Source organism: Aromatoleum aromaticum EbN1 (assembly GCF_000025965.1).
GTDB lineage: Bacteria > Pseudomonadota > Gammaproteobacteria > Burkholderiales > Rhodocyclaceae > Aromatoleum > Aromatoleum aromaticum.
In genome coordinates, this window is the sequence record NC_006513.1 from 1,966,486 (window position 1) to 1,991,321 (window position 24,836).

A 24,836-nucleotide genomic window follows, 5' to 3' on the forward strand; every position below is an offset into this window, starting at 1 on the left:
GAACGAAACATGAGCCTCAACACCGATTCGAACTTCTTCACTCCCGGCAAGCGCTATTTCCGCACGTTCAGCCCCGGCGACGACTTCTACGAGGCGCTGATCGAGATGCACCGCGACCTCACCGCCGAGCAGAGCGCGATGGTCAATGCGCGTCTGATCCTGCTGCTCGCGAACCATATCGGCGACATCTCGGTGCTGCGCGAAGCGATGAAAATCGCTCGCGACGGCGCGTGACGCGCGCAACGGGAGTGAGTCGGCATCAAATGCATCCCGTTCGCCCGGAGCATCGAATGCATCCCGTTCGCCCGGAGCATCAAACGCATCCCGTTCGCCCTGAGCTTGTCGAAGGGTGGTGGTGGGGCTTCGACAGGCTCAGCCCGAACGGTTTTTGATTGCTGCCGACCCCGAAGGGTATTTGACTGCCGGCTATTCACTGGAGACGAACAATGCTGATCAAGAAAATCCACCACGTCGCGTACCGCTGCCGCGATGCGAAGGAAACCGTCGAGTGGTACGAAAAGCACCTCGGCATGAAGCTCGTGCTTGCGATCGCCGAGGACGAAGTGCCGTCGACGAAAGCGCCGGACCCGTACATGCACATCTTCCTCGACGCCGGCCAGGGCAACGTGCTGGCGTTCTTCGAGCTGCCGACCAAGCCGCCGATGGACCGCGACCGCAACACGCCGGACTGGGTGCAGCACCTGGCGATGGAAGTCGGCTCGGTCGAAGAGTTGCTTGCGGCGAAGGCGCGCCTCGAAGCTGCGGGCATCGAAGTCCTCGGCCCGACCGATCACACGATCTTCAAGTCGATCTACTTCTTCGACCCGAGCGGCCACCGGCTCGAACTCGCGGCGAACACCGCCACGCCGGAAATGCTGCAGAAGCTCGATGCGGTCAAGGGAGACATGATCGAGGAATGGTCGCGGACGAAACGGGCGCCGCAGCACGCGCGCTGGATGCACGACGGCAGCATGACCCAGGAAGGGGACGCACGATGAAGCTCGCAACGCTCAAGCGCGGTGGACGCGACGGCACGCTGGTCGTCGTCAGCCGCGACCTCACCCGCTGCCAGCCGGTCGGCGCCATCGCGAAGACGCTGCAGGCGGCGCTCGACGACTGGGACGCCGTCGTCGACGACCTCGAGCTGGTCTACGACCTGCTCAACCACGGGCGGGCCGGAAAATTCGGTCGGCATGTGCTCCCGTTCGACCCGGCGCAGTGCCATTCGCCGCTGCCGCGCGCGTACCAGTGGGCGGACGGCTCGGCGTACATCAACCACGTCGAACTCGTGCGTCGCGCTCGCGGCGCCGAGCTGCCCGAGTCGTTCCAGACCGATCCGCTGATGTACCAGGGCGGCTCGGACAGCTTCATCGGTCCGCGCGACGACATCGTCGCAGCGAGCGAAGACTGGGGCATCGACTTCGAGGCCGAAGTCGCGGTCGTCACCGGCGACGTGCCCCTCGGCGCCTCGGCCGACGAATGCGCGCTGAAGATCCGCCTGCTGATGCTCGTCAATGACGTCTCATTGCGCAACCTGATTCCGGCCGAGCTCGCGAAAGGCTTCGGTTTCTTTCAGTCGAAGCCGGCCTCGGCGTTCTCGCCGGTCGCGGTCACGCCGGACGAGCTCGACATGGCGTGGCACGACGGGCGCGTGCATCTGCCGCTGCGCGTGACGCACAACGGGCAGTTGTTCGGCTGCCCGAACGCCGGTGTCGACATGACGTTCAGCTTCGCGCAGCTGATTGCCCACGTCGCGAAGACGCGCGAACTCGAAGCCGGCTCGATCATCGGTTCGGGCACCGTGTCGAACAGGCAGGGCGGGCTGCACGGGTCGAGCATCGAAAATGGCGGCGTCGGCTACTGCTGTCTCGCCGAAGTGCGCACTTACGAAACGATCGAAGCCGGCGCGCCGAAGACGCCGTTCATGCGTTTCGGCGATCGCATCCGCATCGAGATGCTGACTGCGCGCGGCGAGGACGTGTTCGGCGCGATCGAGCAGACGGTCGTGCCGCTCGCGCGCTGACGCTCACACGCCCCAGACGACCGGGACGCCGTCCTTCAGCGACGATTGCAGCATGTCGAGCAGCGGCCACGCGCGCTGGGCGAGGCCGACCGGCGCGCCCATGCCGGTCTTGCCCGCGGCGGCGGCGGCCTCCTGTTGTTCCTCGGTCTCCTCGTCATGCGCGGCCTGCCGCGCCTTGTCCTCGTCGATCGCGGCGCGCAGCCGCTCGATCGCGTTGGGGAGTTGTTCGACGGTGACGATGCCTTTGACGTCTTCCGGGTCCTTGCCGAGGATCGCGATCAGCTTCTTCGCGACGTCGGCGAACATGATGACGGGAGCGGCGGCGTCCGATTTGAATGTGTACAGCATCGCGGATCTCCTCAAAGTCCTTTCACTGCGTATATCCCCGGCGCGTTGCGCCAGTAGCCCTTGTAGTCCATGCCGCAGCCGAACAGGAAGCGGTCGGCGACGTCGATCCCGGTAAAATCCGCCCGCATCCCCGGGTAAGCCTTGCGGTCGTGCACCTTGTGCGCAAGCACCGCGGCGCGCACTTCCTTCGCCCCCTCGGCGCGCAGGTAATCGAGGATCGCGTGCAGCGTGTGGCCTTCGTCGAGGATGTCGTCGAGCACCAGCACAGTACGCCCGCGCAGGTCGGAAGTCGGGCGCACGCGCCAGTCGAGCTGCGTGCCCTTCAGCGCATGGCCGTAGCGCGTCGCGTGCAGGTAGCCGACTTCGAGCGGGAAAGGCAACCGCGGCAGGATGCGCCCGGCGAGGATCAGTCCGCCGTTCATCACCGTGTAGACCATCGGATTGCTGCCGGCCATCTGCGCGGTGATTTCCGCCGCCATGCGCGCGAGCGCAGCATCGACCGCGGTCGCGTCCGCGAGGCAATCGGCCTCCTCACGGGCGCGGAGGATTTCGTCCATATCGACCGACATTGCAGCAGCCTCCTGGATCATTGCGAAAACGAAAACGTCGGATCGGCCATCCTAACGGGCGATGGCTGCGGCTTACCGGTTCAGCCCGGGACGGCGGGCGGCTTGTGCACGATGACCCGGTTCGATACGTGAGGCTGCAGCCGGCACTGGAAGTTTCGCGGGCGGGGCCGAAATCGCTACAGGCGAGCGGCGCGCCATCGTTCGAGCGCCCCGAGCGCAGGTGCGAACCGCTGGCCGAGCTTCCTGAAAACGATCCAGCCGAGCCACGCCCGGCGCGCGACGCGCAATGTCGCGCGCGGCCTGACGAGCGCCACGATCAGCGCCACCGAAGACAGCAGCGGGACGTGCTCGCGCGCCCAGCGCACCTGGTCGCGCGCCCGGTCGACGAGGTCGAGCGCGGACTCGATGCCGCGCAGGTGCCCGAGCATTTCCGTGCGCTGCTGGTCCGCCCGGATCTGCAGCCGCTGCTTCTTCAGCGCCAGTTCGACGAGTCTGGGGTTCATTCCTTGTGCCGCACTGCTTCGCGATCGCGCGCGAGTTCCGCGAGGCTGGCCCCGAACAGCCGGGTGCCGCGCCGCAGATCGGCGGCGGCGTTGGAAGCGGTGAACAATCCCGCGCCGAACAGGGCCGCGGTGCCGAGCCCGAGGGCGAGGAGGCGATGCTCTTCCCAGAACAGGACGGTGAGAAAAATCGCCAGGAACACGATGCCGAATCCGACCAGCACCGCGGTGAGCACGATGTTCAGCAGCAGGCCGGCGAGGCGCAGCTTTTCTTCCTGCACCTCGACGACGAGCAGTTCGAGCCGCGACTGGACGATTCCCAGTCCCGAATGCAGGAGGCCGCGCAGGCTGGCGGCCAGACGCGGCCTCGAATCCTCCGGCATCGGGTATCAGCGACGCCCGGCCAGCAGGCCGAGCAGGAATGCGAGACCGGCGGCAGCGCCGACTGATTGCCAGGGATTCTTGTGAACGTAGTCGTCGGTCGCAAAGGCGACTTTCTTCGTCTGTTCGCGCACCGCGAATTCGGCATCCGCGATCCGGTCCTTGGCCGTGACGAGGCGGTCACTCAGCCGAGTGCGCACATCGGTGAGCTTCTCGCCTGCCTGCCCAGTGGTCAGTTTCAGCAGTTCCTCGGCATCCGCGATCACCACCTTGAAGTCTGCGACGAGCTTGTCGCGGGACACTGTATCGGTTGTATTCAGCATGTTGTGATCCCCTTCTCAGGTCATGACATCCGCGCGGGCGCGCGAGCTGAGTACACGCTAGCGCCATTCCCAAATGAAGGCAAATCGCGAGTGAAACGATGCATTCCGGGACCTCTACGATCCCTTCTGCGAGCACCTGATCGTGCGCGACGAGGATGCCCGCCGCATCGTCGGCACCTACCGTATCCTGTCGCCGTCGGCAGCGCGCCACGTCGGCGGTTACTATTCCGAGAACGAGTTCGACAGACGCTCGTGCATCGATGCCGTAGCGCCGGCGCTCATCAAGGGGTATCTGCGCGCCGGACCAGCCTGGGACCCCGATTTCAACACCGCCGACCTGCCGATCCCGCTGCTGATGAACCGCATCGATGGCAGATACGCCCGACACTTCCTGGGACGCACAGACTGAACGCTTCCACCTTTCCCGTCCCGACGAGCCGCCTCGTCCGCGCGTGGCGACTCGTCCGCGTCGGGCTTCATGTCGCCGGCGGTGCGGCGGTCGTCCTGGCGGTGTTTCCGCTGGTCGGTGGCTCGACCCGGCTCGCGCTTCGGCAGCGCTGGTCGCGCCGGATGCTGGCTGTCCTCGGCATCGAGTTGCGCGCCCACGGTGCCGCGATCGAGCCGGGATGCCTGCTCGTCGCGAACCACATCTCCTGGCTCGATATCTTCGTGATCAACGCGCTCGCGCCGTCGGCCTTCGTCTCGAAGGCCGAGGTGCGCGGCTGGCCGCTCTTCGGCTGGCTCGCGGCGAAGAACGAGACGGTGTTCCTGCGCCGGGGCAGCCGCGGCCACGCGAAGATCATCAACGCCGAGATCGGCGCGCTGCTCGACGCCGGGCGCAATGTCGCGATCTTCCCCGAAGGCACGACGACCGACGGTAGCCAGGTCCTGCATTTTCACGCTGCATTGCTGCAACCGGCGATTGCATGCGGCCACGCGGTACAGCCGGTCGCGATCTCTTACCGCCGGCCGGACGGCACGTTCAGCCGCGCGCCGGCCTACGACGGCGATGTGACGCTCGGCCAGTGCCTCGCCGCAATGCTCGCCGAGCCGCGGATCGTCGCCTGCACACTCGCTGCCGAGCCGTTGCCGTCCGGTCCCGGCATGGACCGTCGCAGCCTCGCGCAGGCTGCGCGCGCTGCCGTTGTCATCGGTATCGGGGCGGAATTCGCTCCGATCGAACACTCGCCCCGCGTCGAGGAGCGAAGCCCTGACCGGGTTTCCGGCGGAAGTCCCGCTCAACCCTGAGGCGCGCCGAAACAGAGACGATGGTCTGACTTTTCGATGGGCATCGTGCAGCCGGGGTGTCCGGTCGAGGCCGGCCACCGTGACGTCCCGCGTCGACCCGAGACTTTCGCCCGCGCCGCCTCTATCAGCGCGCCAGCATAATGTCGCTCGCACACACCCGCCCGCTGCGGCGCTCTTTTGGTCCACCGTCCGCGAGAAGGAAAAAGAACATGTCGAAACGCAAGGCCCTGCTGCTCGCCGTCGGCCTGCCCTTGTCCGTCGCCGCGCTGGCCGGCGCGGCCGAGGCGTCGGCTTCCGCGCTGTGCGTCAAGGGCCGGGCGGTCAGCGTGCTGTACGGCGGCGACTGGTATCCCGCCAAGGTACTCGACGGCCCCGACCGCATGAGCACCTGCCTCGTCTCCTATGACGGCTACGGCTCCAACTGGGACGAATGGGTCAGTGCGAAACGCATGCGGCCCGCGGCGGCCAGACAGGCGCAGACCGTTTCGACCGACCCCGCGACAGCGCCGGCAAGCGCCGGGTCGGACGCCGTTCCCGCCGGAAAGTACGGCTGCTACACCTTCGACAACGGCCAGCTCAACTACGCCTATACCGACGTCGTCATTCAGGCGGGCGGCCGCTACGCGGTGGGCGACAAGGGCGGGCGCTATACCCTGTCCGACGGCGGCGCGATGCGCTTCACCGGCACCATGGCAAACGCCACCGGCAAGTTTACGGTGAAGAACGGCGGCAAGCCGCAGATCGATCTCGTGTTCAACGGCGACGCGCGGGCGTCGATGAGCTGCCCGAAGGCGCGCTGAGCGAAGGTCCGACATGCAGCACTTCGCCTCGCGGCGCTTCCTGTTGCCCCTCGACATCGCGACTGCCCTGCCCGTGCCGGCTGGCGCAGGCGCCGAACCCGCTGGGCGTCGAGTGGGCCGGCATCACCGGACGCCTCGAGCTGGTCATGCTTGCGGCCGATGCGTTCGCCGCATCGGATAAATCGTGGTTCGAATCCGGCCAGACAGGCTACCTTCCAGGCGCTTTTTTTACCCGCCCATGAAGCGGGTCGTGCATCGCTAACTGTCGTACCCTACCGGGTGGGAACCGGGGCTTGGGCAGGGCGGTACAGAACCAGTCGATAGGTTCCCAGGCAAATCACCCAATCGAACAATAGTGTCCAGATGTTATGGGATAGGAAGTGAGCGCCCTGCATCATGCGCCCCACCGAAAATACTGTTCCCAGGCTCAAGGCCAGAGCAAGCGCATATCTGGCCGCACGCGGCCGACGGTCACGCAGGAAAAAGAACACGGCGATCAGCGAGAAGCCTGCGGAAGCGTGGCCACCCGGCCAGCAGCGTCCGGGTTTAAGGGTTGGGGTTCTCTCGCTCAACAAGGGAGTGTAGGTTTCCGAGCCGCCAAAATCTCTCAGACTCCAGGGGCAGTGAACTGCCGTCAGTGTCTTCAAGGGCGTAACGATGCTGGTGGAAACGACCAAGGCCAGCACCAGATAGCCGAGCGAGCGGCGCCGGACTTTAAACCTTGTCGGCAACAAGCTCAGCAGGAATCCCGCGATAGCCAGTATCCCGACGGTGATGACCGCTTGCTTTGCGCGGTCGTGAAGCACGTCCTCAAGAAACCAGCTGTGTTTGCCGATGAACCCAGTCTGTGAAGTGTAGAACAGTTTAGAGATCGCAAAATCGATACCGGTCGGGTCGCTTGCCAACAGGAGCAGCATTAACGCGAGCGGAATACCCAGGCCGAGGTAAAAGTTGAACGGCCTGGATATGTCCGAATTGGCAACGGAAGGCATAGCGATATTTTTGGCGACACCCGGACTATGGGCGCCAGTATGGTGGTAGATATTGTCAGCGCTGGCTGAGCTGGGTCGGGTTCTGTCGGCCAGGCTGCCAGCTCAGCAGCCCTTGCGAGTAGTCGTAGCTTGCTCCCTGGTAATAGGCGACATCACGTCGAACCAGCGGATCTTCGAGCCCGGCATTCGACTCATGGGTCATTTGAAGCGCGTCGTCGTGACGGCGCACCGCGCGACGAGGGCTCAGAATCGCCAGATCCTTTCCATCGAACAGCCCCAGGTTTTGGTAGTTGCCGATCAACGCGCGGCCTGGCGCAGCGTCGTCCCGCAGCACGTTGCGTCCGAAGAAGGTTGAGACGTAATCCATGTTGAGGAGGCCAAGCAGGGTCGGTGCGAGATCGATTTGACTGGCCAAACCCGAGAACTCACGGGGCTCGACGAACTTCGGTGCGTAGATGAGTAGCGGGATGTGGTAATTGGCCACGGGCAGGTCTTCCGTTCCGGCGCTTCCGGCTGTGTGGTCAGCGACGAAGATGAAAACGGTCTGATCGAACCAGGGTTTCCCGCGTGCCTGGTCGAGGAACCGGCCAATGGCGTAGTCGGTATATTTCACCGCCCCTGCGCGACCGTCTCCCGAGGGAATGTCTATACGCCCTTCCGGATAGGTGTACGGCCGATGGTTGGACGTCGTCATCAGTTGCAGGAAAAATGGCTTTCCGGCGGAATGATCCGAATCCGCCTCTTTGATCGCTTGGGTATACAAGTCTTCATCGGACATGCCCCAGGCGTTCTTGAAATGGATATCCGCTTCGGCGACGCTGCTCTGATCGACGATGCGATAGCCATTGCCGCCGAAGAAGGCATTCATGTTGTCGAAATAACCGCGCCCACCGTATAAGAAGACACTGTCGTAGCCCTGCGCATTGAATTGTTGTCCCAGGCTGGCAAAACCACTTTCCCGGCCAATTCGCTTGACGATAGAACGTCCGGGAGTTGGCGGGATCGCGAGCGTGATGGCTTCGAGCCCGCGATCGGTACGCGTACCGGTGGCGTAAAAATTATTGAAGAACAGGCTTTGCTTGCGCAATTTGTCCAGGTTCGGCGTCAGGTTGCGTGTGTCACCAAAGCTGCCCATGTATTTGGCACTCAAGCTTTCGATGGTCACCAGCACGACGTTCAGCGCCACAGGTATGCCTGGGTTGTCGATAGCCCGGCGTATATCCAGGGGATCGGTGCCGATGAAGCGGCCGTTGGGTTCGCTCACCTCCTGGCGAAGCTGGTCGGCCACCTCGGGCAGGGGCAGCGTCGCATAAAACCCGGGATATTCCAGTTCGTTGTTGCGGAACGCCGCGAAGAACTGGTAGGGGCCATTGGCAGCCAGCTCCCGTTGATAGGCATTGCCGCCGATACCGCGGGGAAATTCCTGGCTGACCCCCAGCCCGATCATCACTGCAATGATCGACAACCCGCTCAGCTTCTGCCAGGTGTGACGCCATGGCAGCAGGGGCGCGCGCACGGCGGCGTCGATAATATTTCGCAGCAACGCCGCACCCGCGACCGCCATCAGTGCCAGCAACGCCAGCAGCGGATAAACGGGATAGGACTCGAGAATGTTGTTGACCACTTCATCCGAATAAACCAGGTAGTCCACCGCGATGAAATTGAAACGTACGCCGAACTCATCCCAGAATAGCCATTCAGCCACGGCAGTGAACAACATGGCGAACAGGCTGATGGCCACCAATACATGCAGGAACTGAAGGTGCCAATGCGTCTGCCAGATACGCCGCGGGCACAGCAACAGATAAAGCGACAACGGCAACGCCGCGAAAGTCAGAAAGGCGAGATCATAGATGATGCCTATGCCATAGACGGCGAACAGTTGGCTAACGCTGACGCCGGCATCATTGAAATGGCCGACGAGGAGCACGCTGCGGGTCAGCAAGAACAACGCCAGCCAAATAGTGAGAATTAGCGAGAGGTAGCGGAGCTGAGCAGATCGGGGCCAGAGCATTGTATGATTTGTTGTGGATGAACGGGCCGCAGTCTGCCGACGAACGCGTGAGCTGTTCGTAAAAGCGCTGTGAAAAAAACATCATTCCTCCTGTCGTGAGCCCGCCTATGCGCATTCTCGTTATCGAAGACAATCGTGACATTCTCGTCAACGTGCTCGACTATCTGCAGCTCAAGGGCTACATCGTCGACTGTGCCCAGGACGGGTTGAGCGGTTTGCACCTGGCGGTGACCGAGCAGTACGACTTGATCGTCCTGGACATCATGCTGCCGGGTGTCGACGGCTATCAGGTGTGCAAGCGTCTTCGCGAGGATGCGGGGCGTGACACGCCCATCATCATGCTCACGGCGAGGGATGCCCTGGATGATCGTTTGCGGGGCCTGAATGCCGGGGCTGACGACTACTTGATCAAACCCTTCGCTCTGTCGGAACTGGTTGCACGCATCGAGGCAATCCTTCGGCGAAGCCAGGGGAGCCGCACGCGACTTCTACAGGTCGGTGATCTTTCCCTTGACGTGGATACGCTGCAGGCCACCCGTGGCGGGCGGGCGCTCAAGCTCAACCCGATCGGCTTGAAGCTGCTCGAAATCCTCATGCGAAGAAGCCCGGCTGTGGTTCGTCGAGATACGCTCGAGGAAGCCCTATGGGGGGAGAACCTGCCGGAAAGCGACAGTCTGCGCAGCCATATCCATCAGCTGCGCCAAGTCCTCGACAAACCTTTCGCAAAGCCGCTGCTGCATACCATTCACAGCGTTGGTTATCGCCTGTCGGAGAGATCCGATGCTGTCTAAACAACCCTTTGCACGCCGTATCGTCATTGCTTTCACGCTAATGACCCTGGTTGTAAGCGGAATATTTTCGCTAGGTATCGTTGGCATCGTCCATTCCATCGAGCGGCATCTTGTTTCCGAGGAGCTCAATCGCGAAATGAACCTCGTGCTTCACGATGTCGGACAGGGGCTGCCTCCCCGACTCGATTCCAGCACGCGTTTTTTTGCCACGACTTTTTCCGAATCCCGAATTCCGGAGCTGTTCTCGGAAACCCCGCCAGGTTTCGCCGAGGTGGTGGACGGCGAAGACGCCTTTTATGTCTACACGCGCGAGATCAGGGACCAGCGTTATCTGCTTGTGCAGGAGCAACACGAGTTCGAAGCGCGGGAGCAGGCCTTGTTCGATGTAGTGCTGGCCGGTTTTCTGCTTAGCGTCGCGGGAGCTTGGCTGCTCGGCCGATTGATGGCGCGCAAGGTCATGGCGCCAGTGACAAGGCTGGCTCAGCAAGTCCAGCATCGGGACCAGCTTCATCCGGCCGCACCTCCTTTGGCGGCGGAATACTCCGACGACGAGATTGGGCATCTTGCCTCCGCGTTCGACAGCGCGCTCGGGGAATTGCGACTTTCGTTGGAGCGCGAGCGCCTATTCACCAGTGATGTCAGCCATGAACTGCGCACTCCCTTGATGATCGTCGCGACCTCCTGCGAGCTCCTGGAAGCCGTATCCCTGCCTCCCCGCGAAAGGGATCTGGTAGCACGCATCGGCCGCGCGGCCGAGGAGATGGGTGATCTGGTCCAGACTTTCCTGACGCTGGTGCGAATGAGGCCTGAAGAAGTTTCTCTGGGCGGAGAGGCTTCATTGGCGAGCGTTGCTGCAGAGCAAGGCGAGCGCTGGGGGACACCGATGCGCGACAAGGGTCTCCAGTTCGAGTTTCTTGAGGAGGGTAACGACGGGGCGTGTTACAACCGCACCTTTCTGCGCACCGTAATGTCCAATTTGCTGCGTAATGCGCTGCATTACACAGATTCTGGCACGGTGCGTCTGGTTCTGCAGAAAGGCGGGTTCCGCGTCGAGGATACCGGCCTGGGAATTCCACTGGATCAACAGGATCGTATTTTCGAGCCGTTCGTGCGCGGCGAACGTGCGCGGGGCGAAGGTTTGGGCTTAGGACTCTCGCTGGTCAGACGAGTTTGCGCACATCAAGGATGGACGATCAGCATAAGTGACCTCTTGCCCCGAGGGAGTTGTTTCCTCGTCGTGCTGGATCATGCGCCCTGAAAATTTTCACAGGACAGGCCCGGCTTCGCTCAGGACAGGCTTGTCGAAGGGCCATCACAGGGCTTTCGACAGGCTCAGCCCGAACGGTATTTCGTTGCCGCGTTAATAGCCTGCATGGCCGTATCGTCCAGACACTACGACGAATCAGGCCCACCTGAACCTCTTTTGTGAATATGGCGAATGAGCCAACCGCGTCGACGATGGCTGGTGGTGTGAGGCAATCTCCTTCCTGCTCGGTGAACCCCGTTGACCGGGCTTGGAATATCGGCAGATCTGCGCGTATGCCGTTTCCGGCGGTAACGTGGAAGTCCCCGCGAGCCGTCAGAAGCTGAAATCGTAATCGACAGCCAGGGGCGCGTGGTCGCTGAAGCGCTCCGCTTTGTAGACCGCGGCCGACTTCGCAGTCGCGGCGATGCCCGGCGTCGCGATCTGGTAGTCGAGGCGCCAGCCGACGTTCTTCGCCCACGCCTGGCCACGGTTCGACCACCACGTGTAGCCTTCGCCGCCGGCGTCGGGGTACAGCCGGCGATAGACGTCGACCCACGCTTGCTCCTCGAGCACGCGGCTGAACCAGGCGCGCTCTTCGGGGAGGAAGCCGGAATTCTTCTGATTCGATTTCCAGTTCTTCAAGTCGATTTCCCGATGCGCGATGTTCCAGTCGCCGCAGACGATGATCTCGCGACCGCAGTTGCGCAGCGTCGCGAGATGCGGCAGGAAGCGCTCCATGAAGCCGAACTTGACCTGCTGCCGCTCCTCCGAGCTGGAACCCGACGGCAGGTACAGCGACACGACCGACAACGGGCCGAAATCGAGCTGCAGGAAACGGCCTTCGGCGTCGATATCGGCAATGCCGAGCCCTTCGACGATGCGGTCGGGCGGTCGCCGCGCGTAGAGCCCGACGCCGCTGTAACCTTTCTTTTCGGCGTGGTGGAAGTGGCCGATGTAGCCATTGGGGGTGCGCACCGCGCCGGTGAGATCGCCGGCCTGCGCCTTGAGCTCCTGCACGCAGACGGCATCGGCGTTTTGCGTGGCGAGCCAGTCGAGAAAGCCTTTGCCGACTGCCGAGCGGACGCCGTTGAGGTTGAGGGTGATGACGCGTAACATTCTGCAGAATAAGCCCAAACGGAAGCAAAACGTGGATTTTAGCCGGGATTTCATTGCATTGGCCTGCGCCAAAGGGGTGCTGCGCTTCGGTTCGTTCGTGACCAAGGCCGGGCGCAATTCGCCGTATTTCTTCAACGCCGGCCTGTTCGACGACGGCGCGTCGTTCCGCGAGCTGTGCGGTTTCTATGCGCGCGCGATCCGGGCTGCCGGGCTGCCGTGCGACATGCTCTTCGGCCCGGCATACAAGGGCATTCCGCTCGTCGCCGGAGTCGCGATCCGGTTGGCCGAAGACGGCGTTAACCTGCCTTTCGCGTTCAACCGCAAGGAAGCGAAAGACCACGGCGAAGGCGGCACGCTGGTCGGCGCGCCGCTCGCGGGCCGCGTGCTGATTCTCGACGACGTGATCTCCGCCGGCACGTCGGTGCGCGAGTCGGTCGAACTGATCCGCGCCGGTGGCGCCGTCCCGGCCGGCGTCGTGATCGCGCTAGACCGCATGGAGCGCGGCAAGGGCGTCGAGTCGGCGGTCGAGGAAGTGCGCGCAAGCTTCGGTATTCCGGTGATCGCCGTGGCGACGCTCGACGACCTCATCGGCTACCTCGGCGACAGCCCGGAACTCGTCGCGAATCTCGACGCGGTGCAGGCCTATCGCGACACGTATGGCATTTGTTCGCCGCGCTGAGCTGCTGTGCGCAGTGCTTTTGGCGCTGCCGCCCGCAGTCGCGGCGCAGAGCGAACGCACGATCTACTGCTGCGAGGACGCGAACGGCAGGCCGGTGTGCGGAGACGTGCTGCCGACCGTCTGCTACGGCCGCGCCTATCGTGAAATCAGTCCGCAGGGCACGGTGCGCCGACACGTCGCGGCGCCCCTGACGAGCCGCGAGATCGCGCAGCGCGACGCCGAGAGGCAGCGCCGCAAGGACGAAGAAGCACGCCTGCTCAAGCAGCGGCGGCTCGACCAGGCGCTGCTCGAGACCTACACCAGCCTCGAAGATATCGACAACCGCCAGGACCGCGCGATTGCGGACATTCGCCGCGAGATCGAAGCCGCGCGTGCTCGCGAAACCGAGCTGCTGGGCGAGCGCAGGCGCCTTGCCGAAGAGGCTGCGCCTTACCGTGACAAGGATCTGCCGCGCAATATCGCGGTCGCACAGCAGAGCGTCGACGGCGAGCTCGCAGCCCAAAAAAGCATCATCGATGCGAAGATTCGCGAAACCGAGGCCGTGCAGGGGCGTTTTGCCGCCGATCGGCGTCGCTACGCTGAGCTGATCGCGGCCGGAGAAGGGCGCCCCTGAACGTTCTCCGCGGCGGGTCGCACGACGCTCGGTTCGCTGCGCGCCGGCCTTCCGGCGTGGGCCATGTCATGTGACGGTTTTGAGGAAAACTCATGAGCCAGCCCGTTGAAAAGTTGGTGCGCGCGGCCTGCCCGCACGATTGCCCCGATACCTGCGCAATGGAAGTGACGGTCGCCGACGGCCGGGCGGTGAAGATCCGCGGCGCCGACGACCTGCCGTTCACGAATGGCGCGCTATGCCCGAAAGTCGCCCGCTACCTCGAGCGGGTGTATTCGGACCAGCGCCTGCTGCACCCGATGAAGCGCGTCGGGCGCAAAGGCGAAGGCCGCTTCGAGCGCATCGGCTGGGACGAGGCGCTCGACACGATCGCAGCAAAGTTCGGCGCGATCGCCGCCGACGATGCGCGCGGCATCCTGCCATACAGCTATGGCGGCACGCTCGGCTTCGTGCAAGGCGGCAGCATGGATTTCCGCCTTTTCCATCGCCTCGGTGCGTCGCTGCTCGATCGCACGATTTGCTCGTCGGCGGGCGTCGCCGGCTGGAAGGCGACGATCGGAGCGATGGTCGGCACGGACCCGGAAGCGCTCGTCGACGCGAAGCTGATCCTGATCTGGGGCGCGAACCCGGTGGTGTCGAACCTGCACGGCTGGCGCTACCTCCAGGAGGCGAAGCGGCGCGGCGCGAAGCTCGTCTGCATCGACCCGCGGCGCACGCAGACCGCGGAAAAGTGCGCCGAGCATCTCGCGCCGTGGCCCGGCACTGACGGCGCGCTCGCGCTGGCGATGATGCAGGTTCTGATCGAGGACGACCTGATCGACCGCGACTACATCGCGGCGCACACCCTCGGCTTCGACGGGCTCGCCGAACGCGTGAAGCCCTGCACGCCCGAATGGGCTGCGCCGCTGACCGGCCTTTCGGCCGATGCGATCCGCTGCCTCGCGCGCGAGTACGGCAGTGTCAAGCCGGCGGCGATCCGTCTCAATTACGGGCTCAACCGCTGTGGCGGCGGCGGCATGGCGATCCGCAACATCGCGTGTCTGCCAGCGCTGACCGGCGCGTGGCGCCATCCTGCCGGCGGCGCGGTGCTGTCGACGTCCGGCAATTTCCCGGTCGACCAGCACGCGCTCGAGAGGCCGGACCTGTACCCGCACACGCCGGGCCGTCCGCCACGCACGATCAACATGACGACGATCGGCGACGCACTGCTCACCGCGGACGACCCGCCGATCCGCGCGATCTACGTCTATAACTCGAACCCGCTCGCGGTCGCGCCCGACAACCGCACCGTGCGCGAGGGGTTCGCGCGCGAGGACCTGTTCTGCGTCGTGCACGAACTTTTCCAGACCGACACCGCGGACTACGCCGACATCCTGCTGCCGGCGACGAGCCAGCTCGAGCACCGCGACCTGCACAAGTCGTACGGCCACCTGTACGCGGTCGACAACCAGCCGGCGATCGCGCCGCTTGGCGAGGCGAAACCGAACAGCGAAGTGTTCCGCCTGCTCGCCGCGCGGCTCGGCTTCACCGACCCGGCGCTCGCCGAGTCCGACGACGAGATTGTCGCGGCGGCGTTCACGCGCCGCGACAACCGTGTATATGGGTTCGAGCGCAGCCTCGCCGGGCAGGGCTGGGCGCGCCTGAACCTGCCGCGGCCGTTCGCACCGTTCGCGAAAGGCGATTTCCTCACGCCGTCGGGCAAATGCGAATTTTTCTCCGCCAGCCTTGCCCGCCAAGGGCACGATCCGCTGCCGGCGTGGGTGCCGCCGCACGAGTCGCCGGTCAGCAACCCCGCGCTCGCAGCGCGCTATCCGCTGGCGCTGATTTCGCCGCCGGCGCGTAACTTCCTCAACACCAGCTTCGCGAACCTGCCGCGCTTCATTGGCGAGGAACGCGGTCCGTCGCTCGAGATCCACCCCGCTGACGCGGCAGCGCGCGGCATCGTCGAAGGCGACCGGCTGCGCATCTTCAACGACCGTGGCGCCTTCCACGCGCGCGCGGTGCCGACCGATCGCGTGCGACCCGGCCTCGTCGTCGCACCGTCAGTGTGGTGGCGCAAGCTGTCCGGCGATGGCGAAAACGTGAACGCGGTGACATCAAAGGCGCTGACCGACATGGGCGGCGGCCCGACGTTCTATGACTGTCTCGTCGAGGTCGCGAAGGAGACGCACGATGACTGAAACGCAGGTTCTCGATGCCGTCGCGCGGTTGATCGCCGGTGCCCCTCGCATCCTGTTCATCACCGGCGCCGGCATCTCGGCCGATTCGGGCCTGCCGACCTACCGCGGCATCGGCGGGCTCTACCACGAGCGCCTGACCGACGACGGGCTGACGATCGAAGAGGCGCTGTCGGGCGAGATGATGGAGGCGCACCCCGAGGTCGCGTGGAAATACATCGCCGAGATCGAAGCCAACTGCCGCGGCGCCGCGCCGAACATCGCGCACCGCATCATCGCCGCGCTGGAGCACGAACGCCCCGGCGTATGGGTGCTGACGCAGAACGTCGACGGCCTGCACCGCGCGGCCGGATCGCGCAACCTCATCGAGATCCACGGCAGCGTGCATCGCCTGCGCTGCACGGAATGCAAGCACGCGCGCTCGGTGCCCGACTATTCCGGGCTGCGGATTCCGCCCGGCTGCCCGGTGTGCGGCGGGGTGTTGCGGCCGGACATCGTGCTGTTCGGCGAAATGCTGCCGGAAACTGGCCTGCGCCGGCTGGAGGCGCTGCTCGACGACGGCGTCGACCTCGTCGTGTCGATCGGCACCACCAGCGTCTTCCCGTACATCTCGGGGCCGATCTGGTGGGCCGATCAGGCCGGCGTGCCGAGCGTCGAGATCAACCCCGGCGAAACCGGAGTCAGCGGGATCGTCACGCACCGCCTGCGCCTGCGCGCGGCCGAGGCGATGCCGAAACTGTGGCGGCGGCTGCATCCGGAGCGGCCGCTGGAGGATTGATCGCCACCTGCTTCCGTGATGGGCAGGTCTGTGCAACAATTTGTACATGTGCAATTCTATGAACAGGTACAACAATGCGAGCCATTACCTATACCGATGCGCGCAACAACCTCGCGTCCGAGCTTGACCGGGTGGTTAACGACTGCGACGTGACGATCATCACCCGCCAGAAGGCCGAGGCGACCGTACTGATGTCGATGCGCGAATACGAGTCGTTGATCGAAACCGCTCATCTACTACGCAATCCGAAGAACGCGATGCGGCTGATGAAGGCCGTCGATGACATCGAGAACCGGCGCAATCTGATCGAGCGGGACCTGATCGAGGAATGAGGATTATCTTCCATCCCCAGGCCTGGGACGATTACCTCTACTGGCAGCAGACCGACAAGCAGATCCTCAAGCGGGTCAATGCGCTGATCCGCGATATCCAACGCGATCCGTTCGACGGCATCGGCAAGCCCGAACCGTTGAAATTCAACCTCACCGCCTACTGGTCGCGGCGCATCGACGACGAGCACCGCATCGTCTACAAAGTGCTGGACGACGAAGTCATCATTGCGCAGGCGCGCGGGCACTACGAATAAGGCGCCCGTGATTGCAGCCGCCGGCCCAGCGCCTTCCACCGCACACCCCATTTCGGCACAATCCGCCGATGCCCGACTACCGCCGCAACCGGGTTCCCGGCGGAACCTACTTCTTCACCGTCAACCTGCTCGAACGCAGCCGCAGCACGCTGGTCACGCATGTCGATGCGCTACGCGAGGCGGTACGGAAAGTTCGTGCCCACCGTCCCTTCCACATCGACGCCTGGGTCGTCTTGCCCGACCACATGCACGCCGTGTGGACCCTGCCGCCCGATGACAGCGACTACCCGGCGCGCTGGAAGGCCATCAAGATCGCCTTCGCCAAGACGCTACCGAAGACCGAAGAGCTGTCCGCGGTGCGGGCCGCCAGGGGCGAACGGGGCATCTGGCAACGGCGCTTCTGGTAACACACCATCCGCGACGAACGGGACTATGCCGCGCACGTGGATTACGTGCACATCAATCCGGTCAAGCATGGGTTGGTCAGCAGCGTGCGGAATTGGCCCCATTCATCGTTTCACCACTGCGTGGCACGGGGTGTGTATGCCCCCGATTGGGCCGGGGATGGCATGGTCGACATGGCCGCCGGGGAACGGCGTGCGTGAAGGGACGGCATCATGGGGACAAGGCGCGCTCCGCCCCGAATGTAGGGCGGATGAGCCGCGCAGCGGCGTTATCCGCCGCATGGGGCAAGGGGATTGGCATGGGTTGGGGCAGAAGTACCATACGGCGGAAGGCGCCTGCGGCTTTTCCGTTCTACGCACGCTGCAAATACACACATAACCTATGTGTTCCTTCTTATCGCATTTGCATAATCTCAAGGCGTTGGCAAGTACGCCGGACAGTTACCAATTACACTGTGCGCGGCCGAGCAACGGGTGCGTCCAGGGCTCCCGCAGCTACGCGCTCATCATTACTCGTCGTCATCCTCATCCTCTTCAGGCACTTGGAAGCCGAGCAGTGCGGCCCGAAACTCATCGGATGTTGCTGCCAGCAGCCGCTTGGTCTTGATGCTCGTCTTGATGGACTTATCGAGCCGGATGAGATTGAGCACCATGTGGCGCACCAGCGCCAGGTTATGGGCAATGTGGCCGATGCGGCCCCTTGCGTAGTCGTCACCGAACTGAACATCCAGACACCAGTGCAGCCGATTCTCGACTTCCCAATGACTTCTGATCGCCAGTGCGATTCGCTCGGCATCGCCCGGCAGACTGCTGATGTAGTACGCGCGCTCGGTACTGGTGCGCTCGCCCACCGTTCGCACGCGCTCGACGACGGCAAAGCTGGCCACGTCCTTCCAGGCAGCAGCCTTGTAGAGCCGATCGGTCGCGTCATACGCCGTACAGCGTCGCACTTCGATCCGTCCGTGGCCCGTGCTCGTGCTCTCGTGCGTCGAGCTCGGCGTCAGCGGGCTGCGCGGATCGATGTCCGCGAAGATGATCGAGTCAAGCAGCTTCGGATGGTTGTCCTTCACGCACAGCACGTAGTGTGCACCCCGCTCACGGATGGCGCGCGCGATCTTGGTCTGCGTGCCCATCGCATCGATGGTGACGATGCAGCCGTCGATGTCGAGCACCTTGAGCAGTTCGGGGTGCGGATTCCGACCCAACGTGACCGCTGACTCCGAAATAGTGTGACCGGTGAATCCGCGGTCGTGACCGCGGATTCCGATTTGATCGTGACCGATTTCGGCGAGTTGTCGGAATGGGCGGTCACGATGTCGGAATCAATGGTCACGATCAAATCGGAACGGGTTTGTGAGGCCAAGCGTGGCAACGTCGTTTGTCAGGCCGGCTACCCTCGCGCGCTTTGCGCGGAGACCGAGGATGCCGGCGGAGCGGATTGCCATGCACAAGATCAGGGAGTTGTTACGGCTCAAATACGACTGCGCGCTGTCGCATGAGCGCATTGCCCGCGCGCTGTCGATTTCCAAAGGCGTGGTCGCCAAGTATGTGAAGGCGGCCGAGGAGTGCGGCCGGCCGTGGGCCGAGTTGTCGGCGGCCGACGAGGCAGAGTTGCGCCGGGTGCTGGGGGTCGCCCGGCGTGGACGTGGCGCGAGCGTCGCGAATGTGCCGCCGGATCTGGCGGCGGTGCATCAGGGGCTCAAGCGAAAGAACGTTACGCTGGCGCTGCTGTGGGAAGAGTACGTGCAGACGGCCGACGGGCCGAGCTATCAGTACTCGCGCTTTTGCGACCTGTACCGCGCGTTCGCCCGCACGCTCAAGCGCTCGATGCGCCAGGTTCACCGCGCCGGCGAGAAGCTCTTCATCGACTACGCCGGCGACACGGTGCCGATTGTTGACGCCGACACGGGCGAGATTTCCCGCGCGCAGATCTTCGTCGCGGTCCTCGGGGCCTCGAGCTACACCTTCGCCTGTGCCACGGCGACGCAGTCGCAGGCGGATTGGCTGGGGTCGTTGGCGAAGGCGCTGACCTTCATCGGTGGCGTGCCCGAGCTCGTCGTGCCCGACAATACGCGCTCGCTCGTTGGCCAAGCCGACCGCTACGAGCCGCAACTGCAGCGCACCACCGCCGAGTTCGCCGCGCACTACGGCGTGGCGATCCTGCCCGCGCGCCCTTACAAGCCGCAGGACAAGGCCAAGGTCGAAGTCGGCGTGCAGATCGTGCAGCGCTGGATTCTGGCGCGGCTGCGTCACCGGCGCTTTTTCTCGCTGGGGGAGTTGAACGAGGCGATCGCCGCGTTACTCGAGCCGCTGAACACGCGTGCCTTCCGGCGCCTGCCAGGCTCGCGCCACGAAGCGTTCGAGACGCTCGATCGGCCGGCGCTGCGCCCGTTGCCCGCCACCGCGTTCCAGTTCGCCCAATGGAAACGGGCCAAGCCCAACATCGACTACCACGTCGAGTTCGACGGGCATTACTACAGCGTGCCGTATGCGCTCGCCGGCCAACCGGTGGAGTTACGCATCACCGCGAGCAGCATCGAATGCTTTGCCGCAGGCCGTCGCGTTGCGGTGCATGCGAGAAGCCACCGGCACGGGGCTTTCACCACGCTCACCGAGCACATGCCCGCATCGCATCAGGCGCACCGTCAGTGGTCCCCGGGCAAACTCATCGCCTGGGGCGCCACGGTCGGGCCTCACACCGAGCAGGTGGTCAGCCACCAACTCGAACGCATGCCGCACCCCGAGCAGGGCTACCGGGCGTGCCTCGGGCTGATGCGCCTCGGTCGTCAATACGGCAACGAACGCCTCGAAGCCGCGGCGACCCGCGCCGTCACCCTCGGGGCGATGCGTTACCGCAACGTCGCCTCGATCCTCAAGAGCGGGCTCGACCGCGCGCCGCTCCCCGCATCCACTGCGCAGCAAAGCGAGCTCGCGCTACCGGCCGCTCACGAGAACCTGCGCGGTGCGCGCTACTACCACTGATTCCACCCACCGGAGAACATCGATGCTGATGCAACACAGCCTGCAACAACTGCGCACCCTGCGCCTGGAAGGCATGGCCCGCGCCTTCGAGGAGCAGCTCACCCAGCCCGCCATCACCGCGCTCAGCTTCGAGGAGCGTTTCGCCCAGCTCATCGATCGCGAGATCCTGCTGCGCGACGGCAAACGCATCGATCGGCTGCTCAAGGCCGCCCGCATCAAAGCCGCTGCCGCCTGCCTGGAGGACGTCGACTACCGCGCCGGGCGCGGCCTCGAGCGCAGTCAGATCGCCGCGCTCGGAACCGGCCAGTGGATTCGCCACCACCAGAACTGCCTCATCACGGGCCCCACCGGCAGCGGCAAGACGTGGCTCGCCTGCGCGCTCGCCAACGCGGCGTGCCGGCAGGGCCTCGCGGCCTACTACGTGCGTCTGCCGCGGCTCTTCGAAGAGCTGCGCATCGCGCATGCCGATGGCAGCTTCAGCCGACGCCTGATGCAGCTCGCGCGCATGGATCTCATCGTCATCGACGATTGGGGCCTGGCCGCGCCGTCGGCGCAGGAGCGAAGCGACCTGCTGGAGCTGCTCGACGACCGCGTCGGCACGCGTTCGACCGTGATCACCAGCCAGCTGCCGATCGAGCACTGGCACACCTACCTGGGCGACCCGACCTTCGCCGATGCGATCCTCGATCGCGTCGTGCACGCCGCGCACAAGCTCGCCCTCAAGGGCGAGTCGATGAGAAGAAAGGAAAAGGCATGAGGCCGTGCGCGCGAGACGCCTTACCCACAGGCGCCCGCCCGCCAGCGTATGAGGCGCGCTGGCGGCCGCCTGTGGATAAGCCTGCGCCGTGCCCCGAATTGACCGTGATCGTGACCGACACGGTTAGAATCTGAACACCACGCTTCGCGCGCAGACCCCCCGGTCACGTTCGTCGGTGCAGGCGGTCACGTTCGTCGGAATGCGCATTCGGGGATCGCCGTGATCTTGTTGGACTTCTCCGCCGTCGCCGTCTGGCCCAGCACCACGCCCACCTTGGCCGCAAACGCACTGACCAGATGCAGTGGCGCAGCGGCCGCCTTGCTCGTGGTGCGTCGGCTCGACTTGCCATCGATGGCGATGACCTGGTCTTTGCCCACTGCCGGGATAATGCCTCCCACCCAAATGCGAAAGGCCTGCTCGAACTGCTTCGGATCGAGCAGCGCGAACACGCGCTCGAAGGTGTCGGGCGAGGCCACGCCGTAGTCGAGCTGCAGAAAGCCCCGCAGCCACGGCAGTTTGGCGCACCCCCACTGCGAGATCTCCTCGAAGTCGTCGGCGCCGCTGAGCACCGCACACACCGCCACCGTGAGCAGTTCGCTCAAGCGGTGCCGCGTCTGTTGCGCGTTGCGCCAGTCCTCGAGCCCCTCGAAAACCTCCACCATGTCGGCCAGCTTCCCTATGTCCATCGGTCACCCAAAAAGACAGGAAGCTACACAAAACAACGGCTTGTGAACAGGGGCGCGGCAAGTGCTTGATCGTGAACGTCATTCTTTGGTGGTCAACGACAAATGCGTAGCTGCGGCAGCCCTGCGGGTGCGTCGAAGCTGTTTTTCACGACTTTTGGATGGAGTAGAAAGACCCATGGGATTCCTTGAGTCGCTTTTCAGTGGTGTTCGCGCTTTTGTCCGAGAAATCGTTATCGCCGCCGCGGAGGCCCTCTGGGTCAAGATAGTTGTCGCCTCGATAGAATCCGAAACCCGAGGGCGATAACGGAAGAACGAAGTGGCCAGATACGGACAAGCATTCAAGGACAAGGCGGTAGCACGGTTGTTGCCACCGGAGAGCGCATCGGTGGAGACGGTTTCCCGCGAACTGAGCATTTCAACGGCCACGCTGGAGCGGTGGCGCGCGGATGCGCTGTCCAGGCCCGCTCGCGAGCGGGCCTGGACAGCGCCGGCCCGATTCGAGGCAGTGCTGGTCACCGCAGCGATGGACGAGGCGAGCAAGAGCGCCTGGTGCCGGGAGAACGGCGTGTATCCGCAGAGCTCGAGCAATGGCGCACGGCGGCCACACAGGCGCTGGCCGACCCCGAAGACGCGGCGCGCACCAGCCACCGGGAACAGAAGGCCGACCGGCGTCGCATCAAGGACCTCGAGCGCGACCTGCGCCGCAAGGAGAAGGCCTTGGCCGAAGCCGCCGCGCTGCTGGTGCTGTCAAAAAAGCTCGAGGTGATCTTTCCAACGGACAAGGACGAGGACGCATGATCGGCCTGGAAGATCGCCAAACGATGGTCCGCCACATCGAGACTGCTCACGCAGCCGGTGCGCGCTTGCGCCCGGCGTGTGAGCTCGCTGGCATCACCGTGCGTACCCTGCAACGCTGGAAGGCCGAGGACGGCCTGCAGGTCGGAGACCGCCGGCCTCTGGCCGAGCGCCCGACGCCCGCGCATGCGCTCACCGACGAGGAGCGCGCCCGCGTCCTGGCGGTGGCCAACGAGCCGCGTTTCGCCGATCAGCCGCCGGCGCGCATCGTGCCGGCGCTGGCCGACGAAGGCGTCTATATCGCCAGCGAATCGAGCTTCCAGCGCGTGCTGCGCGCCCACGGGCAAACTCGTCACCGGGGTCGCGCCCGGGCGCCCCAGCGCTCGCGCACGCCGACCACGCATGTGGCCACCGCGCCCGGCCAGGTCTGGTGCTGGGACATGACCTATCTGCCCACGCAGGTGCAGGGGCGCTGGTTCTATCTCTACCTGATCCAGGACCTCTACAGCCGCAAGATCGTCGGCTGGGAGATCCACGACGCCGATGACGCTGACCATGCGGTGAGCCTGCTCAAGCGCACCGCGCTCTCCGAAGGCGTCCACGCGATGATCGACAAACCCGTGCTTCACGGCGACAACGGCAGCACGCTCAAAGCCACCACGGTGCTCGCGATGCTGCACTGGCTGGGCGTCAAACCGTCGTACTCGCGCCCGCGCGTCTCCGACGACAACGCCTACGTGGAGTCGCTCTTCAAGACGGCGAAGTACCGCCCCGAATTCCCGGCGCGCGGCTTCGCCACCCTGGAAGACGCCCGCCTCTGGGGACACGACTTCGTGCGCTGGTACAACTTCGAGCACCGCCACAGCGGCATCCGCTACGTCACGCCGGCGCAGCGACACGCGCTGGAGGATCGGGCGATCCTGGCTGCACGCCATCAGACGTATCTCCAGGCCCGCGAGCGCCACCCCGCACGCTGGTCCCGTGGGACACGCGACTGGACCCCGATCGGCGCGGTCACGCTCAATCCGGAGCGCGACGCGGTCGTACGCGACCACTTGCATGCTGAAGACATAGGGCGGTTGGTTGCATGAATCAGGCGACAACTATCTTGACTTGTTCCGGAGGTGGTCAGGGTTGTACTCGGCGAGATTGACCGATCACAGTTTGGCCGTGCAACGACGCGTTTGATTGAGGGTGCTTCAAATAAATATTTTGGGGCTGCCGCTGATCTAGCAGGAGAAGAGCGGGAACTCGCGGAAAAATATGTTCGCGATGGAAAACGATCATCGAGGGATGCGGATCGGCTTCAAGAAATTCAGGCCGAACGCGACAAGTTGAAAGCGGAGTTGAATGCACTCAAAGTGCAACAGGCTGCAAAGGAGTTTCGTGAGAGCGCGGACTCAGTAATCTCTGCAACGCTCACTGACGATGAAACAAGCGCCTCCGTTGGCGTTATTTCATCTAAGGAATGCCCAGAATGCAAAGGGGTCATGCGTGTCCGTCAAGGAGGTTTGCGAGATAACGGGAGACGAACTTTTTACTGGCAATGTACTGATCGTCCGGGAGTTTGCCCGACTGTGAAGTTGGATCCTGAACGAGACAAGGCAACAGTCATCAGGCGCGAGGATCCGAATCTTGACCTTCCCACACAGGAACGAAGAGCCATTTGGGAACAAAAAGAAGTTTTGGTCGAAACTGCAACGCGACTGAGGAAGGGGCTGGGTGAGGATGACAAAGAAGTTATCTGCCCGCATCACCTAATGCCGTTAAAGTTGCTGCCTCGCCAAAATGCAGATGGTCGATTACTTTTGACCTACGAGTACGTTTGCCTTGGAGTGGATCCGGAAGGAAGAGCATGCAATTACAAGGTGCCGCTGGAAACCTTCCCCCAAGTATCCGAGGCGCTTCGTCGACGTGAAGGGCAAGGAATCATTCGAGAATGAATGAATCACGAGCAACAGGTCTTGCATGCAAGTTTCTGGCCATCGAGCTATCCGACAGGGTTTTCCGCGTAGATTTTTGCTCTGCAAG

Annotated in this window: 26 protein-coding genes and 4 pseudogenes; 20 read left to right on the plus strand and 10 right to left on the minus strand. The window is 64.0% G+C overall.

What is annotated here, in order from left to right; genetic code table 11:
- Window positions 1-9: 9 nt before the first annotated feature.
- The 3 genes from EBN1_RS09240 (at window position 10) to EBN1_RS09250 (ending at window position 2,023) form a co-directional block, all read left to right on the plus strand.
- Window positions 10-234 carry a DUF2783 domain-containing protein gene (locus EBN1_RS09240; RefSeq protein ID WP_011237678.1) on the plus strand — a complete coding sequence of 75 codons (225 nt, stop codon included), beginning with the start codon at window positions 10-12 and terminating at the stop codon, window positions 232-234.
- A gap of 212 nt (window positions 235-446) precedes the next feature.
- Window positions 447-998: a VOC family protein gene (locus EBN1_RS09245; RefSeq protein WP_011237679.1), complete on the plus strand. Its 552-nt coding sequence runs from the start codon at window positions 447-449 to the stop codon at window positions 996-998.
- On the plus strand, window positions 995-2,023 hold the full coding sequence (locus EBN1_RS09250) for a fumarylacetoacetate hydrolase family protein (protein WP_011237680.1): 1,029 nt from the start codon (window positions 995-997) through the stop codon (window positions 2,021-2,023). Before EBN1_RS09245 ends, EBN1_RS09250 begins: the two co-directional genes overlap by 4 nt.
- 3 nt (window positions 2,024-2,026) lie before the next feature.
- On the opposite strand, the gene EBN1_RS09255 is transcribed toward EBN1_RS09250, so the two are convergent.
- The 5 genes from EBN1_RS09255 to EBN1_RS09275 all read right to left on the minus strand — a co-directional run bounded on the left by EBN1_RS09255 (window position 2,027) and on the right by EBN1_RS09275 (window position 4,144).
- Window positions 2,027-2,371, minus strand: coding sequence for a DUF1840 domain-containing protein (locus EBN1_RS09255; protein WP_041646106.1), 345 nt, complete (start codon window positions 2,369-2,371; stop codon window positions 2,027-2,029).
- Window positions 2,372-2,382: 11 nt separating this feature from the next.
- Window positions 2,383-2,940, minus strand: coding sequence for a hypoxanthine-guanine phosphoribosyltransferase (locus EBN1_RS09260; RefSeq protein ID WP_011237681.1), 558 nt, complete (start codon window positions 2,938-2,940; stop codon window positions 2,383-2,385).
- 176 nt (window positions 2,941-3,116) lie between these two features.
- The gene (locus EBN1_RS09265) at window positions 3,117-3,443 is read right to left on the minus strand and encodes a YqjK-like family protein (protein WP_011237682.1); all 327 of its coding nucleotides are present in this window, start codon (window positions 3,441-3,443) and stop codon (window positions 3,117-3,119) included.
- On the minus strand, window positions 3,440-3,823 hold the full coding sequence (locus tag EBN1_RS09270) for a phage holin family protein (RefSeq protein WP_011237683.1): 384 nt from the start codon (window positions 3,821-3,823) through the stop codon (window positions 3,440-3,442). The genes EBN1_RS09265 and EBN1_RS09270 overlap by 4 nt, the downstream gene beginning before the upstream one ends.
- A 6-nt stretch (window positions 3,824-3,829) precedes the next feature.
- Window positions 3,830-4,144 carry an ElaB/YgaM/YqjD family protein gene (locus tag EBN1_RS09275; protein WP_041646107.1) on the minus strand — a complete coding sequence of 105 codons (315 nt, stop codon included), beginning with the start codon at window positions 4,142-4,144 and terminating at the stop codon, window positions 3,830-3,832.
- Window positions 4,145-4,250: 106 nt separating this feature from the next.
- On the opposite strand from EBN1_RS09275, the pseudogene EBN1_RS09280 reads away from it, so the two are divergent.
- The 3 genes and pseudogenes from EBN1_RS09280 to EBN1_RS09290 all read left to right on the plus strand — a co-directional run.
- A pseudogene (locus EBN1_RS09280) lies at window positions 4,251-4,553 on the plus strand (GNAT family N-acetyltransferase); the annotation flags it as partial.
- A 101-nt stretch (window positions 4,554-4,654) separates the two neighbouring features.
- Window positions 4,655-5,392: a lysophospholipid acyltransferase family protein gene (locus EBN1_RS09285; RefSeq protein WP_241762837.1), complete on the plus strand. Its 738-nt coding sequence runs from the start codon at window positions 4,655-4,657 to the stop codon at window positions 5,390-5,392.
- A gap of 209 nt (window positions 5,393-5,601) precedes the next feature.
- Window positions 5,602-6,192, plus strand: a complete 591-nt coding sequence (locus EBN1_RS09290) for an agenet domain-containing protein (RefSeq protein WP_049780241.1) — start codon at window positions 5,602-5,604, stop codon at window positions 6,190-6,192.
- Window positions 6,193-6,464: 272 nt separating this feature from the next.
- Here the strand turns inward: EBN1_RS09290 and EBN1_RS09295 are convergent, their stop codons facing one another.
- Window positions 6,465-7,184, minus strand: coding sequence for a phosphatase PAP2 family protein (locus EBN1_RS09295; protein WP_011237687.1), 720 nt, complete (start codon window positions 7,182-7,184; stop codon window positions 6,465-6,467).
- A gap of 55 nt (window positions 7,185-7,239) precedes the next feature.
- Entirely contained in the window at window positions 7,240-9,129 is a 1,890-nt protein-coding gene (locus EBN1_RS09300) for an LTA synthase family protein (RefSeq protein ID WP_197531861.1), read from the minus strand.
- Window positions 9,130-9,305: 176 nt separating this feature from the next.
- On the opposite strand from EBN1_RS09300, the gene EBN1_RS09305 reads away from it, so the two are divergent.
- Together EBN1_RS09305 and EBN1_RS09310 are read left to right on the plus strand one after the other, a co-directional pair.
- Complete coding sequence (locus EBN1_RS09305) at window positions 9,306-9,989, plus strand: response regulator transcription factor (RefSeq protein WP_011237690.1); 684 nt, start codon at window positions 9,306-9,308, stop codon at window positions 9,987-9,989.
- Window positions 9,979-11,247 carry a sensor histidine kinase gene (locus tag EBN1_RS09310; RefSeq protein ID WP_011237691.1) on the plus strand — a complete coding sequence of 423 codons (1,269 nt, stop codon included), beginning with the start codon at window positions 9,979-9,981 and terminating at the stop codon, window positions 11,245-11,247. The genes EBN1_RS09305 and EBN1_RS09310 overlap by 11 nt, the downstream gene beginning before the upstream one ends.
- 321 nt (window positions 11,248-11,568) lie before the next feature.
- Here EBN1_RS09310 and EBN1_RS09315 read toward each other — a convergent pair whose 3' ends face one another.
- A complete protein-coding gene (locus EBN1_RS09315) occupies window positions 11,569-12,351 on the minus strand; it encodes an exodeoxyribonuclease III (RefSeq protein ID WP_011237692.1) in 783 nt (260 codons plus the stop codon).
- A 31-nt stretch (window positions 12,352-12,382) separates the two neighbouring features.
- Between EBN1_RS09315 and pyrE the strand changes: the two genes are divergently transcribed.
- The 7 genes from pyrE to EBN1_RS09350 all read left to right on the plus strand — a co-directional run bounded on the left by pyrE (window position 12,383) and on the right by EBN1_RS09350 (window position 17,588).
- Complete coding sequence (pyrE, locus tag EBN1_RS09320; RefSeq protein ID WP_011237693.1) at window positions 12,383-13,030, plus strand: orotate phosphoribosyltransferase; 648 nt, start codon at window positions 12,383-12,385, stop codon at window positions 13,028-13,030.
- Window positions 13,008-13,643, plus strand: coding sequence for a DUF4124 domain-containing protein (locus EBN1_RS09325; protein WP_011237694.1), 636 nt, complete (start codon window positions 13,008-13,010; stop codon window positions 13,641-13,643). The genes pyrE and EBN1_RS09325 overlap by 23 nt, the downstream gene beginning before the upstream one ends.
- A gap of 92 nt (window positions 13,644-13,735) precedes the next feature.
- Entirely contained in the window at window positions 13,736-15,820 is a 2,085-nt protein-coding gene (locus EBN1_RS09330) for a molybdopterin-containing oxidoreductase family protein (RefSeq protein ID WP_011237696.1), read from the plus strand.
- On the plus strand, window positions 15,813-16,595 hold the full coding sequence (locus tag EBN1_RS09335) for an NAD-dependent deacylase (protein ID WP_011237697.1): 783 nt from the start codon (window positions 15,813-15,815) through the stop codon (window positions 16,593-16,595). Before EBN1_RS09330 ends, EBN1_RS09335 begins: the two co-directional genes overlap by 8 nt.
- Before the next feature lie 74 nt (window positions 16,596-16,669).
- On the plus strand, window positions 16,670-16,927 hold the full coding sequence (locus tag EBN1_RS09340; RefSeq protein ID WP_041646111.1) for a type II toxin-antitoxin system Phd/YefM family antitoxin: 258 nt from the start codon (window positions 16,670-16,672) through the stop codon (window positions 16,925-16,927).
- Window positions 16,924-17,181, plus strand: coding sequence for a Txe/YoeB family addiction module toxin (locus EBN1_RS09345; RefSeq protein ID WP_011237699.1), 258 nt, complete (start codon window positions 16,924-16,926; stop codon window positions 17,179-17,181). Before EBN1_RS09340 ends, EBN1_RS09345 begins: the two co-directional genes overlap by 4 nt.
- A 68-nt stretch (window positions 17,182-17,249) precedes the next feature.
- Complete coding sequence (locus EBN1_RS09350) at window positions 17,250-17,588, plus strand: REP-associated tyrosine transposase (RefSeq protein ID WP_011237700.1); 339 nt, start codon at window positions 17,250-17,252, stop codon at window positions 17,586-17,588.
- 506 nt (window positions 17,589-18,094) lie between these two features.
- Here the strand turns inward: EBN1_RS09350 and EBN1_RS09355 are convergent.
- Window positions 18,095-18,772, minus strand: a pseudogene (locus EBN1_RS09355) (ISAs1-like element ISAzo29 family transposase); the annotation flags it as partial.
- A 42-nt stretch (window positions 18,773-18,814) separates the two neighbouring features.
- Here EBN1_RS09355 and EBN1_RS09360 point away from each other — a divergent pair.
- Genes EBN1_RS09360 through istB form a run of 3 tightly spaced genes read left to right on the plus strand, consistent with a single transcriptional unit; the run spans window position 18,815 to window position 21,324 of the window.
- A complete protein-coding gene (locus tag EBN1_RS09360; RefSeq protein WP_162014362.1) occupies window positions 18,815-19,084 on the plus strand; it encodes a hypothetical protein in 270 nt (89 codons plus the stop codon).
- Window positions 19,008-20,567 carry an IS21-like element ISAzo4 family transposase gene (istA, locus tag EBN1_RS09365; protein ID WP_041646113.1) on the plus strand — a complete coding sequence of 520 codons (1,560 nt, stop codon included), beginning with the start codon at window positions 19,008-19,010 and terminating at the stop codon, window positions 20,565-20,567. Before EBN1_RS09360 ends, istA begins: the two co-directional genes overlap by 77 nt.
- Before the next feature lie 22 nt (window positions 20,568-20,589).
- Window positions 20,590-21,324 carry an IS21-like element ISAzo4 family helper ATPase IstB gene (istB, locus tag EBN1_RS09370; protein ID WP_011236010.1) on the plus strand — a complete coding sequence of 245 codons (735 nt, stop codon included), beginning with the start codon at window positions 20,590-20,592 and terminating at the stop codon, window positions 21,322-21,324.
- 206 nt (window positions 21,325-21,530) lie between these two features.
- Here the strand turns inward: istB and EBN1_RS09375 are convergent.
- A pseudogene (locus EBN1_RS09375) lies at window positions 21,531-22,010 on the minus strand (ISAs1-like element ISAzo29 family transposase); the annotation flags it as partial.
- Between the two features lie 316 nt (window positions 22,011-22,326).
- On the opposite strand from EBN1_RS09375, the pseudogene EBN1_RS09380 reads away from it, so the two are divergent.
- A pseudogene (locus EBN1_RS09380) lies at window positions 22,327-23,896 on the plus strand (IS3-like element ISAzo10 family transposase).
- 93 nt (window positions 23,897-23,989) lie between these two features.
- Window positions 23,990-24,748: a hypothetical protein gene (locus EBN1_RS09385; protein WP_157866604.1), complete on the plus strand. Its 759-nt coding sequence runs from the start codon at window positions 23,990-23,992 to the stop codon at window positions 24,746-24,748.
- Window positions 24,749-24,836: the final 88 nt, after the last annotated feature.

Bases quoted from the DNA above. Each gene is read 5' to 3' on its own strand.
- EBN1_RS09240 (WP_011237678.1), top strand. From the start codon at position 10: ATGAGCCTCAACACCGATTCGAACTTCTTCACTCCCGGCAAGCGCTAT.
- EBN1_RS09245 (WP_011237679.1), top strand. From the start codon at position 447: ATGCTGATCAAGAAAATCCACCACGTCGCGTACCGCTGCCGCGATGCG.
- EBN1_RS09250 (WP_011237680.1), top strand. From the start codon at position 995: ATGAAGCTCGCAACGCTCAAGCGCGGTGGACGCGACGGCACGCTGGTC.
- EBN1_RS09255 (WP_041646106.1), bottom strand. From the start codon at position 2,371: ATGCTGTACACATTCAAATCGGACGCCGCCGCTCCCGTCATCATGTTC.
- EBN1_RS09260 (WP_011237681.1), bottom strand. From the start codon at position 2,940: ATGTCGGTCGATATGGACGAAATCCTCCGCGCCCGTGAGGAGGCCGAT.
- EBN1_RS09265 (WP_011237682.1), bottom strand. From the start codon at position 3,443: ATGAACCCCAGACTCGTCGAACTGGCGCTGAAGAAGCAGCGGCTGCAG.
- EBN1_RS09270 (WP_011237683.1), bottom strand. From the start codon at position 3,823: ATGCCGGAGGATTCGAGGCCGCGTCTGGCCGCCAGCCTGCGCGGCCTC.
- EBN1_RS09275 (WP_041646107.1), bottom strand. From the start codon at position 4,144: ATGCTGAATACAACCGATACAGTGTCCCGCGACAAGCTCGTCGCAGAC.
- EBN1_RS09290 (WP_049780241.1), top strand. From the start codon at position 5,602: ATGTCGAAACGCAAGGCCCTGCTGCTCGCCGTCGGCCTGCCCTTGTCC.
- EBN1_RS09295 (WP_011237687.1), bottom strand. From the start codon at position 7,184: ATGCCTTCCGTTGCCAATTCGGACATATCCAGGCCGTTCAACTTTTAC.
- EBN1_RS09305 (WP_011237690.1), top strand. From the start codon at position 9,306: ATGCGCATTCTCGTTATCGAAGACAATCGTGACATTCTCGTCAACGTG.
- EBN1_RS09310 (WP_011237691.1), top strand. From the start codon at position 9,979: ATGCTGTCTAAACAACCCTTTGCACGCCGTATCGTCATTGCTTTCACG.
- EBN1_RS09315 (WP_011237692.1), bottom strand. From the start codon at position 12,351: ATGTTACGCGTCATCACCCTCAACCTCAACGGCGTCCGCTCGGCAGTC.
- EBN1_RS09325 (WP_011237694.1), top strand. From the start codon at position 13,008: ATGGCATTTGTTCGCCGCGCTGAGCTGCTGTGCGCAGTGCTTTTGGCG.
- EBN1_RS09330 (WP_011237696.1), top strand. From the start codon at position 13,736: ATGAGCCAGCCCGTTGAAAAGTTGGTGCGCGCGGCCTGCCCGCACGAT.
- EBN1_RS09335 (WP_011237697.1), top strand. From the start codon at position 15,813: ATGACTGAAACGCAGGTTCTCGATGCCGTCGCGCGGTTGATCGCCGGT.
- EBN1_RS09340 (WP_041646111.1), top strand. From the start codon at position 16,670: ATGCGAGCCATTACCTATACCGATGCGCGCAACAACCTCGCGTCCGAG.
- EBN1_RS09345 (WP_011237699.1), top strand. From the start codon at position 16,924: ATGAGGATTATCTTCCATCCCCAGGCCTGGGACGATTACCTCTACTGG.
- EBN1_RS09350 (WP_011237700.1), top strand. From the start codon at position 17,250: ATGCCCGACTACCGCCGCAACCGGGTTCCCGGCGGAACCTACTTCTTC.
- istA (WP_041646113.1), top strand. From the start codon at position 19,008: ATGCCGGCGGAGCGGATTGCCATGCACAAGATCAGGGAGTTGTTACGG.
- istB (WP_011236010.1), top strand. From the start codon at position 20,590: ATGCTGATGCAACACAGCCTGCAACAACTGCGCACCCTGCGCCTGGAA.